The following is an 11,052-nucleotide window of genomic DNA, read 5'->3' on the forward strand; positions in this document are numbered from 1 at the left end:
GTGGGTAAATTAACCCAATTGTTGCAAAAGGTATTCAACGGGAGCTGCCAATCCAATCATTGCTGGCTGGCGTAAGTTATACCAAAGTCCTTTGTTTTCATCCATGCAGGAATCAAAAGATAAAATATCAATTCTAATGGGGACGATATCTAAATGAAAATGACTGAATGTATGACGGAATGCTATCAGTTGTTCAGGTTTGCTGTGAGAAATGCCTGAATTTTCCAGCCATTGTTCCAGTGATGCCTGATCCGCAAATTGTGGGAAAGCAAACAAACCACCCCAAATACCTGAAAGTGGGCGCTGTTCTAGCCAAACCGTATCACCATGTTGCATTAATAAAAAGTAGGCGGTTTTTTCAGGAATGCTTTGTTTCGGTTTTTTCCCCGGATAATTGTCCCAGCTATGCTTGGCGTAAGCAATGCAACCCGCATTAAGTGGGCAAAACTCACATTTTGGTTTGCTGCGGGTACAGACAATAGCACCCAAGTCCATCATCGCCTGATTAAAAAACTCGACGCCTTGTTTGGGGGTAACACGTGTGCTGATATCCCATAATTGGTTCTCAACTTCTTTTTTCCCCGGCCATCCGTCAACGGCGTAACAGCGAGCCAAAACACGCTTCACATTACCATCAAGGATAGGGAAATGCTTGCCTTGGGACAGCGAAAGAATGGCTCCGGCAGTCGAGCGCCCTACTCCGGGCAGGGCAACAACATCATCAAATGTTGTCGGAAAATTGCCGTCGTGTAACGTCACAATCTGTTGCGCTGCTTTGTGCAAATTACGAGCGCGTGCGTAATATCCCAAACCTGTCCACAAATGGAGAACTTCGTCCAGTGGTGCAGCAGCCAAAGAAGCAACGTTGGGAAAACGTGAAATAAATTTTTGGAAATAGGGAATGACTGTCGCGACTTGCGTTTGTTGCAGCATCACCTCTGAAAGCCAGACGTGATAGGATGTTTTTTCCAATTGCCACGGCAAAGTCTTGCGGCCATAGCGGTGATACCATTCAAGTACCACCTGTGAAAATTGCTCGGCTTCCATCATTAGAATAATTGTCTTTATATCTGTTTATTGTTTTGTGAGCGGGATTGCAACATAGTGTAACCTCAGTGTAAACCCGAACTTTGTTTCGAAACGTTACGCAAACTAGCATTAAAGTTGTGCTTATGGACACTGAACTTGATAAACTCAGCCATCTTTGCATAATTGCACTCTCTTAGGGCAATCCTGCGGTATATAAAGTCCCGGGCGCCTGAAAAAATGTCTTTAAAACTGACAGAAAGTACCATGATAAATAACGTAATTTCACCGGAATATGATGAAAATGGCAGGGCGTTGCGCCGTGTCCGCAGTTTTGTGCGTCGGCAGGGACGGTTAACGAGTCGCCAGCAGCAAGCGCTTGATGATGTGTGGCCGAAGATGGGGGTGGACTATCAGGCAGAAATTCCCAATATGGAAGAGCTTTTTGGTCGTAAGGCTCCGGTAATACTGGAGATTGGTTTTGGGATGGGTGCATCATTGGTGACGATGGCAAGCCAAAATCCAGAGAAAAACTTTTTGGGGATTGAAGTTCATGCACCAGGAGTTGGGGCATGTTTGGCATCCGCAGAAGAAGAGAAGCTCAGTAACCTGCGTGTCATGTGTCATGATGCTATCGAAGTGTTGAACAATATGATCCCAGATCAGGGTCTGGAAATGGTTCAGCTTTTCTTCCCTGATCCATGGCATAAGGCTCGTCACAACAAGCGTAGAATTGTGCAGCCTGAATTTGCACAATTGATTAAAAATAAGCTGAAAATAGGTGGTGTCTTTCATATGGCAACTGACTGGCAGCCATATGCAGAGCATATGCTGGAAGTGATGAGCGCAGCAGAAGGGTATCGAAACTTATCGGAAAACGGTGATTATGTGCCACGTCCTGATTCGCGTCCGGTCACGAAATTTGAGATGCGTGGTCAGCGGTTAGGTCATGGCGTATGGGATCTAATGTTTGAGAGGGTAAAATAATGGCTAAAAATCGTAGTCGTCGTCTGCGTAAAAAATTGCGTATTAATGAGTTTCAGGAATTGGGTTTTTCTGTAAAGTGGTATTTTCCGGCTGATACATCCGTTGAGGTTGTTGATAGTACGGTGGATGCCTTGATTGAAGAGCTGATTGAGCCAAATGGCCTTGCTCTGGATGCCAGCGGTTATTTGCAATGGGAAGGTATCGTCTGCCTGCAAAAAATCGGCAAATGTACTGAAGAACATCGACAATTGGTAGAGAATTGGTTGAAAGATCGCGGTATGGAAGAAGTTATCACATCAGAACTGTTTGATGTGTGGTGGGATTGATTCGCTGTTGCATAAAAAATAGCGCTGTATGCAGGGGCTCCTTGGGGAGCCCTATTTGTCTGGAGAGAAAGTGGTGAAGGTAAGGTTCTCTAATTCGTTATTGGCAGATATCTTAGAAGAAGTGCGCCCTTTGATTGGCCAAGGAAAAGTAGCAGGTTACATTCCTGCTCTGGCGGAAGTTCCGGTAAATAATTTGGCGATGGCCATTTGCACGGTAGATGGGCAGGTTTTTAAAGCGGGAGATGCAGATAAACGCTTCTCCGTCCAATCGATTTCTAAAGTGTTGAGCTTAACATTAGCGATGACACGTTATAAGGAAGAGGATATCTGGCAACGAGTGGGTACGGAACCGTCGGGGCAGCCATTTAACTCATTAGTACAATTGGAATTAGAAAAGGGAATTCCTCGCAATCCTTTTATTAATGCGGGAGCATTGATTATTTGCGATATGCTGCAATCACGTTTGAGTGCACCTAAGCATAGAATGCTGGAGTTTGTCCGCAACCTCACCAGTCAAAAAGACATTTGCTATGATGATACCGTTGCCCGTTCAGAAATGGAGCATTCCAGTCGTAATGCCGCGATAGCTTACCTGATGAAATCATTCGGTAATTTTGAGAATGATGTTATTACGGTTCTGCAAACGTATTTCCAATACTGTGCTTTGAAAATGAATTGCGTTGAATTGGCTCAATGTTTTATTTATTTAGCCAACCAAGGACGCATGATTGGTTCCGGTCAACAAATTTTGAGCCTTCGACAAACTCGCCAGATTAATGCTTTGATGTTGACGTGTGGTATGTACGATGGTTCCGGTGAATTTGCTTTCAGGATCGGTATGCCAGGAAAATCGGGTGTTGGCGGTGGAGTTATTTGTGTTGTCCCGGGAGAATTCACCGTAGCGGTGTGGTCTCCTGAGTTGGATAAATCCGGTAACTCATTGGCGGGTTGTGCGGCACTGGAAAAGTTGGCCGGGCGTATTGGACGTTCTATTTTTTAATTTTGTTCGTGCTGATGAGAAGCTATTACACAAAATAAATACGCAAAAAAACACACAAAATAAATCAGGAGAATGTATGTTCCGCAGAATCACGATTGCTGCATCATTGTTATTTGCGTCTCAGGTAGTTGTTACTCAGGCACAGGCGATTTCTGAATGTCATGTGACGCTAAATGATGACATTATTGTCACGCCAAATTCTGTCCAGATTGCAGGAGCTAGTGGAAACCTGAAAATACTGCCTGATGGTTCCATTATGCGTGATGGTAAAACGTTACCATTGAGTACAGAACAACGTAGCAAGGCCCTGCAATATCAACAAACGATTCGTCAGGATTTGCCGTGGGTTAAGAAAGAAGCGCAGAGTCATTTGGCAAGTGCCCGTCAGTCGCTGGATAAAGTAGTTGTTGAAACGATGGGCAAGGAAAGCAATGTTCGCACCCGTTTATCTCAATTGGAATCTGAACTCAATAAACAAATTGATAAAGTAATTGAAACCCGTGATGATGGTTTTATGTTCAACGCTCAGGTAGCTAAACAAGTAGAATCCGAAGGTAAAAAACTTATCGAGCAGAGCCTTGGTGGTATTTTGCAGGATAGCATTAACGAAATGAGTCATAAAAATAGCAATCAAAATGGTGACGGCAAACAGGTGTTAATGTCTCTCCTCGGTGGGTTGGGTGGAATGCAAAATGGCTTTGATGCTGAATGGAAAAAGCAGGAAAAGGAATTCAAGCGCTTAAAAGAGGAAGCGTGTAGCAAAGCTAGTAACTTAGAACAACAGCGTATTAGCCTTATGAGTTCTATTAAGTAAATCACAATATATCTATCCAAGAAGAATCATTAATATATTGGCTCTTCTTGGTCTGTTTTAGTTCTCTCTATTTTGAGAGAAGTATTATCTCACAAATAAATAAATCTTTTACAAGACAATATATTAAAAAATAAACCGGGCATTCAGCCCGGCAATAGTTAAGTTGAATATACTCCAGAAGTTAAGACAGCTAATCTATCCGACAATAATAGGAAGCTGTCACGGGCGATAACCGACAAAGACTACACGCGACAACCTTCGCTCAATTGAAATTAATTGAGTGGTGGACAAGAAGTTCTGCATATTTTCGAACGCCCCGTCACCTTCCATGGCGGTAAGCTGCTCCTTACGCTTTTCACGCGCGACACGCCAGCGTTCACTCAGCTCAACAACGCTTTGTGTGAGATCCTCCTGCATTTCAAGGCAAAGACCGGCTTCTCTGATCAAACGCTCGTTCAATCCGACTGGGCTATAAAGGAAATAACCTGGAGTGCCCCGCAACATAATTTCTTCTTTACTGAGCATACCCGTTACCAATGTGGGATCGGTATATAAAAACCGCCCACCTGGTTTCAGTAGTCGATACCATTCGCGTAGCAGAGCCAACCGATCCCAAATATGAATCACAGAGTCGATACACCATAGTGCGTCAAAAGTGCCATCAGGAAATGGCAGAGGCTGACGAACGTCACTGTCAACAAAGTTACAACGGGATTGCAGTTCGAAATCTACTGCAAGTTGTCTGGCAGTAAGAAGGCCATCAGGATGAATGTCAACACCTGTCACTCTACAGCCGTTTGTTTTTGCCAGGAACAGTGCGGGACCGCCAGATCCACTACATACATCTAACACATGTGAGCGATCGGATAATTTAAGCCATTGCGAAAACTTTCTAAATTCATCAACAGAAGACCAGTTGTTCTGTCCCAAATCTTCTCCATAGGTTTCTTTGCGCACTTCGGAGACGGCTTTAGAAGAAAAACTTCCGAAAGCTCGCTCATAAAAACCAGAGCTTGGGGAAGAGGTTTGTATGGTCATGAATAGTTCTCCTAACGCATTGAATTTAATCGGAAGAAGAGGTGTTCGATTGCGGTATCTAATACTTTATTGTCAAGATCTGGACTTAGACAAAAACGAACTGATGAACCAGCTTGAACAGCGCTTAAGCCAACAGTTGTAAGAACGTATGAGGGTTGTAGTTCTGTGGAGTTGCAAGCAGAGCCTGACGATATAGCTACTTGGTGCAAGCCAGATATTAGTGCTTCCGAAGCAATGCCTTCAAACCGAACGTTCACGATATAGGGTGAGCTGCAAGAAAGATCTGTGTTCAACACAGCATTTGGTGCTTTTTGTAGAAGACGAGTCACGAAATAGTTTCTCAGCGCCGTGACTTTTGTTTTATGTTGCATAAGGTTCGATTGAGCTATTTGGCACGCAAGACCGAACCCTACAATCAATGATGTTGGCAAGGTGCCGCTGCGCAAATGATTTTGACCGCCACCATAGATAAAAGGCCTTAAATGCTTTGCTATGCGTGAATCGACAAAGAGCGCCCCGATTCCTTTCGGCCCCCGCAGTTTATGGGCGGAAAGTGACAATAAGTCAACCCCGGTGTCCTTAACATTCAAGGGAAGTTTTCCGACGGACTGGACTGCATCTACATGTAGCCAAGTCCCTGATCGGCGTGTGATCGCAGCTATTTCATCTATCGGCTGAATTGTTCCTAGTTCAGAATTCACATGAGCAACACTAATAATGCGGGTATCAGCCGTCAATTTAGTCATGACATCTTCTGGTTGTACTCGACCATTAGCGGCAACAGGGAGGTAGTCGATAGCAAGCTTCCGGCGAGCTAATTCTTTACCAACATGCAGCACAGATTTATGGTCAATGGGGCAAAGCAGTGCTCCCGCAGGAGCACGTTCATTGTGGGCAAAACTTGAAAAAAGCGCGATATTATTGGCTTCTGTAGCACCCGATGTAAAAACAATTTCTTCTGGGCGAGCACCGATGAGCGATGCAATTTGCTGAGTTGCACACTCGACAGCATATCGGGCACGACGCCCCATCACATGAGAAGAAGACGGGTTACCAAATTCATTGTCCATGTAAGACCGCATGATATCAGCAACTTCTGGAAAACACGGCGTTGTGGCACAGTGGTCTAGATAGATGATGCCATTAGCGTTTTCATTGACATTCATAACAACTCTCCGTTAAGAAGTGAAAACCTCAACGTTAACGAGCTTCGAAAAAATCTCTTCTGGTTGCATTTCTCCGCTTCCACCTGGATCTGCGACGATGACCTTCATACCAGACAGTCCATATAGGAAGAGAGCTGTACTTACCCCTGTTTTGACGGGGTGGAAGCACTCTCCGGGGGCAAAGATAACCAGAAGACGATGCTGTGCATTATAAACCTCAGCTATCATTTCGGTAATCTCCCCTGCGCACCCAGTAACGCCACAGGTAATGAGAGGTCTATAGTCGCCGTTTTCATCTACAAGGGAGATTTCGGTTCCGGGATTAGGGCCATTATCAAGAATGCGACGTTCCAAGCGTCCTGCTTTGACAAACTTGTTGGCACTTTTTTGGAACCGATATTTCAGCCAGGTTTCCGGGTAGGCAATAGGATGTTTTCGACTTGCAAGTATGTTCTGCTCAGAAAACTGTCCACTACGTTCTAAGATAGATTTGTACGAGGTCGGAAGTGTGCTGAATTTCTCGTAGAAGGCCTGTCTTAATTCGGATGCAGAACCGCTATCGTGCGAAACATATTGCCAATCATTGATGAGTAGCAAGAATTTGATTGCGTCGAATTGCGGCTCAAGCTGCTCTGCAATCCGAACACCAAGTTCCCAGGTGTATCCTGGAAAAATACCTACACGCCGCGCAATTCTTTCGCGCATGGGTGAAAAATTTTCCTCAATGATCCCCGGAACAAGGAGCTTTTGCTCTTCGTCGAGGAAAAGCATGAAATGTCCTGCCATGATGACGAGATCCGGATGTGATGTATTAGTTATTTCGGTTAGAATAAGCTCGAGTATCTCAGCCTCGGATCGAACCAGACGGTGGCTATTTGTGATATTGAGTTGTTGCATATATACCTATATTTATTTTATTGGTTTATTAGTAAGTTAAAGGCTGTGCTATAGCTCTGAAAGTCGTATGAACCGTTTCAACTTTTGTTTGTGGAGCACTTAATTTCACGCATTATGCACATCCTGCCTATGGCATTATTAATTATCTAATTGATAGATAATTGTTCATATACTTACATATAATTAATTAGCTAACAATTAAATTGATTTGTTATTGGTGTTATTTTTTTAATATTTTATATGCATTAATATCAAAAGTTGATGCTGTATATTTTTACGGTAAAGTATTAATGTGTTTACTTGATGTTTCCTATTTTCCATGTGCGTAATTTATATCTCAAATATTGGAAACCATACACTCACAAGCATCAGGATTAACATGCTGGCATAATTTATTATATCTTGTGACTATTACTGGAATATATTTAATCATGACAAAGATATTTCCTATAAAAATGAATTAAATTATTTGTGAGAAGATTATTTTCTTTAGAAAATCAATGATTGAAGTTGAAGGAATATATTTATGAAAGACTTGGATTTGCCTAATAAGTGCAATTTCTAAGAAAGGCGGTTAGTTGCTATAGTAGGCATCTTTCTCGCCAAAGGAAAATACGCTATGACCTATACACAACTGACCGAAATAGAAAGATATCAGATTTTCAGCTTAAAAGAAGCCGGTTTTACCCAACGCTTTATTGCAACATCGCTTAATCGAGCCCCATCAACGATTAGCCGAGAGTTGAACCGAAACAGGAAAGCACAAAATACTGTCCTAAACAGGCTCAGCTTAAAACCTCAGAGCGCCGCCATATTGCGGTAAACGCAGTAAAAGTGACACCAGAGATCACACAATTGATTAAATAGTTAACTTGGCAAGATTTAAGTCCTGAGCAGACAGTCGGCTATCTCAAAAGGGAAAATATAATATCTTTACATCATGAAACAGTTTATAGATTGATTTTAAAGGATAAAATTAATGGTAGTGATTGATGGCAGCCTCTCAGAATTGCTAAAAAACCGTATCGTAAACGCTAGGGAAGTTATGAACGCAGAGGCAAAATCAAAAACAGAGTCAGCATTGAAAAGTGCCCAAAATGTGTTGATAAAAAACAGCATATTGGAGATTGGGAAGGGGATACCATTGTTGGCAAAGATCATCAAAGTGCATTATTGACCTTAGTTGAACGAAAATCGTTATTTACAGTCATAATTAAACTTGAAGATAAAACAGCCGAAGAGGTTGCAAAAGCAATAACAAGACACTTATCACCGATAAAAAATAAATTTAAAACAATCACTTTTGATAATGGACTCGAATTTTCTGAACACGAACGTATCAGTAAAAATTTAGAGACAAACATTTACTTTGCTCACCCGTATTCTCCCTGGGAAAGAGGGATAAATGAGAACACGGATGGATTAATCAGAGATTACTTTCCAAAAGGAACCGATTTTAATCAGGTATCAGAGTTAGAGATTAACCTTGTGGCAAATCGCTTAAATCATCGTCCTCGTAAAACACGCGATGATAAAACACCGAATGAATTATTTAAAGGAATACCCACTCATTTACTTCGTTCGTTACGATGTTGCACTTAATATGTGAATCCAAGAAACTCATAAATTTATTATCTTGGTAAATACAATTATGGAGAGTTAAAGTATCAATAAAATAACAATCAGTAAAAAAATAATTAACTCGAATACCGTTTAAGCCATCACGGGCAAATCGGCCTCTGAAAAGAAATTCTTAAGTGATGGCTTTTTCAATTTCAGGCAATAAGCAATCAGCTCACATAAAACATTTATCATAAATCCTTTTATACTCCGGTGGCGTGAGTGCTCGATCTGGGAAATTAATTTTAATTGTCCATTAATCGTCTCAATAATAAATCGCTTTTTTAACATTATCTTATCCCACATATTTTGCATGTGTGCTTTCATGTTACGGAGTTTTTTTGTGATAAGTGTGATACCATTTTTAGCTAAATCATCCGCCAGTGTCTGGCTGAGATAACCTTTATCACCGTAAAGCGTTCCTACCCGTTTTTTTGATAATTCACGTACAGATTCCCTATCATCGACATTCCCCGGCGTCACTTTCAGTGCCAGAATGTCACCGTGATGGTTAACAATTAGGTGTAATTTGAAGCCGTAGAACCAGCCCATTGAGGTTTTCCCACGTTGTGCTATTCCTTTAAAAACTTTATGCTGGGGAATACGGATGTTATGACAGACACTCAAACGCGTGGAATCAATAAAAGCTATGCCTGTGGGTTTTCCTTTTAATTGCGTCAGATAACTGCACAGCGGCACTAAAACGGAAGGAGCGACACTGATAAAACGAGTATAACTGAGCAAGGTGGGGAAGTCGTGATGATGATATCGCCAAATATGCTCCAGATAAAAATGTTTAAAATCACGATAATGCGACAGATGAAAGAGGATCAAGATGGTCATGATTTCACTGGGATACATATGACCTTTTCTACGACGTAGGCGATATCCCTTATTGAGACAAAATTGTTCCCATTGTGGAATGAAAAAACAACAAAAGTCATCGACATCGATGAAAATTTCAACTAATTTGTTCATTGCCTGTTCCTCCCCGGAGCGGTTTTTGGTATGCACCAAAACATTGCTCCTGAAACAGGCTTCTCGTCAATTTCTTATCCAGAATTAATGAAATGGACACCTCCCCTAAGCGGCTTCAGTGAGCCATGCTGAATATATCAGTAAAAACATGAAGAGGTGCCCAATGGAACAAGTTATCGGAATTGACCTAGCAAAGCGAGTGTTTCAATTACATATTGCATCCCCGCTTGGAAAAATGATTAAAAATACGGTGGTTTCACGCGATAAACTGACGGCTTTCATTGCGCAACAACCCCCTTCAAAAATTGTAATGGAAGCCTGTGGGAGTGCAAATTACTGGAGTCGCCAATTTAAACGCTTTGGTCACGAAGTGAAGCAAATCAGTTCCCAATATGTCGCGCCCTTCAGAATGGGCAGCAAGAATGATAAAAATGATGCTATGGCTCTTGTGGAAGCAGACAGTCGCCCGGGAATACTGTATGTTCCGGAAAAAACACAGGCACAGCAGGATATTCAGTGTTTGCATCGGGTTCGCCAGCGGCTAATGAAAAACAGAACGGTGCTGATTAATCAAATCCGGGGATTAGGCTTGGAATATAGCATTGCTATCCCAGAAAGCGCTCACAAAGTTGAGCAATGTTTGCCTGATCATCTGGAAAACGCGGAAAATGACCTGACTCAAATGAGCCGTGAACTGTTTCAGGAACTGTTGTTTGAACTCAAAGAACAACAGCAGCGCCTGATGAAGCTGAATAAACGCCTCGACCACCTGAATACGCAACAGGAAGATATCGGGCGGTTACTGACACTGCCGGGTATCGGTCCACTGGGAGCATCGGCTCTGATGGTCGTCTTGGGCGACAGCAATGACTTCAAAAATGGCCGCCATTTTGCCAGCTATCTGGGGCTGATACCAAGGGAACATAGCCGCGGAGGAAAAGTCAGGTTATTGGGGATCACGAAACGCGGAGATAGCTATAGCAGAATCAATATAATCAGGCATAGTCAACATGCACCCTAAACAGCTCATCAATTGAACACCTTTCTCTTCTTCTGATTGCCTTTACTTCAGCCGATTTGGGTTCGATGGGATTCAAATCCGGGTAAGCAACTGTCTTGAACATAAAAATTATGGCGCAACGTGATGGTAAGATTCATTCCATTCTTCGTTCTTTCTGAGCATTGCATTCAGGATAGTCA

The 11,052-nt window shown here is 42.4% G+C and carries 9 protein-coding genes and 2 pseudogenes; 6 read left to right on the top strand and 5 right to left on the bottom strand.

Going from position 1 to position 11,052, the window contains the following annotated elements; all coding sequences use genetic code 11:
* Nucleotides 1-9: 9 nt before the first annotated feature.
* Nucleotides 10-1,050 (bottom strand): A/G-specific adenine glycosylase, encoded by a 1,041-nt coding sequence (gene mutY / locus BM135_RS13965; RefSeq protein ID WP_092520578.1) that lies wholly within the window; start codon nt 1,048-1,050, stop codon nt 10-12.
* 243 nt (nt 1,051-1,293) lie between these two features.
* Between mutY and trmB the strand changes: the two genes are divergently transcribed.
* The 4 genes from trmB (at nt 1,294) to BM135_RS13985 (ending at nt 4,153) form a co-directional block, all read left to right on the top strand.
* Nucleotides 1,294-2,013, top strand: coding sequence for a tRNA (guanosine(46)-N7)-methyltransferase TrmB (gene trmB, locus BM135_RS13970; RefSeq protein ID WP_092520607.1), 720 nt, complete (start codon nt 1,294-1,296; stop codon nt 2,011-2,013).
* Nucleotides 2,013-2,339 (top strand): YggL family protein, encoded by a 327-nt coding sequence (locus tag BM135_RS13975; RefSeq protein WP_092520588.1) that lies wholly within the window; start codon nt 2,013-2,015, stop codon nt 2,337-2,339. The genes trmB and BM135_RS13975 overlap by 1 nt, the downstream gene beginning before the upstream one ends.
* A 73-nt stretch (nt 2,340-2,412) precedes the next feature.
* Nucleotides 2,413-3,339 (top strand): glutaminase B, encoded by a 927-nt coding sequence (gene glsB / locus BM135_RS13980; protein WP_422646160.1) that lies wholly within the window; start codon nt 2,413-2,415, stop codon nt 3,337-3,339.
* A 76-nt stretch (nt 3,340-3,415) separates the two neighbouring features.
* The gene (locus BM135_RS13985) at nt 3,416-4,153 is read left to right on the top strand and encodes a DUF2884 family protein (protein ID WP_092520593.1); all 738 of its coding nucleotides are present in this window, start codon (nt 3,416-3,418) and stop codon (nt 4,151-4,153) included.
* A gap of 219 nt (nt 4,154-4,372) precedes the next feature.
* Here BM135_RS13985 and BM135_RS13990 read toward each other — a convergent pair whose 3' ends face one another.
* The 3 genes from BM135_RS13990 to BM135_RS14000 are packed head-to-tail and all read right to left on the bottom strand — an operon-like array spanning nt 4,373 to nt 7,254.
* On the bottom strand, nt 4,373-5,191 hold the full coding sequence (locus tag BM135_RS13990; protein WP_092520595.1) for a class I SAM-dependent methyltransferase: 819 nt from the start codon (nt 5,189-5,191) through the stop codon (nt 4,373-4,375).
* Nucleotides 5,192-5,202: 11 nt separating this feature from the next.
* A complete protein-coding gene (locus tag BM135_RS13995; protein WP_092520598.1) occupies nt 5,203-6,357 on the bottom strand; it encodes a cysteine desulfurase family protein in 1,155 nt (384 codons plus the stop codon).
* A gap of 12 nt (nt 6,358-6,369) precedes the next feature.
* Nucleotides 6,370-7,254 carry an LPD16 domain-containing protein gene (locus tag BM135_RS14000; protein WP_092520601.1) on the bottom strand — a complete coding sequence of 295 codons (885 nt, stop codon included), beginning with the start codon at nt 7,252-7,254 and terminating at the stop codon, nt 6,370-6,372.
* 619 nt (nt 7,255-7,873) lie between these two features.
* On the opposite strand from BM135_RS14000, the pseudogene BM135_RS14005 reads away from it, so the two are divergent.
* Nucleotides 7,874-8,856, top strand: a pseudogene (locus BM135_RS14005) (IS30 family transposase).
* Nucleotides 8,857-8,967: 111 nt separating this feature from the next.
* Here BM135_RS14005 and BM135_RS14010 read toward each other — a convergent pair.
* Complete coding sequence (locus BM135_RS14010; RefSeq protein ID WP_092520615.1) at nt 8,968-9,852, bottom strand: IS982 family transposase; 885 nt, start codon at nt 9,850-9,852, stop codon at nt 8,968-8,970.
* Nucleotides 9,853-10,015: 163 nt separating this feature from the next.
* Here BM135_RS14010 and BM135_RS14015 point away from each other — a divergent pair.
* Nucleotides 10,016-10,837, top strand: a pseudogene (locus BM135_RS14015) (IS110 family RNA-guided transposase); the annotation flags it as partial.
* Between the last annotated feature and the right edge of the window lie 215 nt (nt 10,838-11,052).

The organism is Xenorhabdus japonica (assembly GCF_900115195.1).
GTDB classification, from domain to species: Bacteria; Pseudomonadota; Gammaproteobacteria; order Enterobacterales; family Enterobacteriaceae; genus Xenorhabdus; species Xenorhabdus japonica.

What these genes read in the sequence shown, in the direction of transcription:
- mutY (WP_092520578.1), bottom strand. Translation starts at nt 1,050, where the DNA reads ATGATGGAAGCCGAGCAATTTTCACAGGTGGTACTTGAATGGTATCAC.
- trmB (WP_092520607.1), top strand. Translation starts at nt 1,294, where the DNA reads ATGATAAATAACGTAATTTCACCGGAATATGATGAAAATGGCAGGGCG.
- BM135_RS13975 (WP_092520588.1), top strand. Translation starts at nt 2,013, where the DNA reads ATGGCTAAAAATCGTAGTCGTCGTCTGCGTAAAAAATTGCGTATTAAT.
- BM135_RS13985 (WP_092520593.1), top strand. Translation starts at nt 3,416, where the DNA reads ATGTTCCGCAGAATCACGATTGCTGCATCATTGTTATTTGCGTCTCAG.
- BM135_RS13990 (WP_092520595.1), bottom strand. Translation starts at nt 5,191, where the DNA reads ATGACCATACAAACCTCTTCCCCAAGCTCTGGTTTTTATGAGCGAGCT.
- BM135_RS13995 (WP_092520598.1), bottom strand. Translation starts at nt 6,357, where the DNA reads ATGAATGTCAATGAAAACGCTAATGGCATCATCTATCTAGACCACTGT.
- BM135_RS14000 (WP_092520601.1), bottom strand. Translation starts at nt 7,254, where the DNA reads ATGCAACAACTCAATATCACAAATAGCCACCGTCTGGTTCGATCCGAG.
- BM135_RS14010 (WP_092520615.1), bottom strand. Translation starts at nt 9,852, where the DNA reads ATGAACAAATTAGTTGAAATTTTCATCGATGTCGATGACTTTTGTTGT.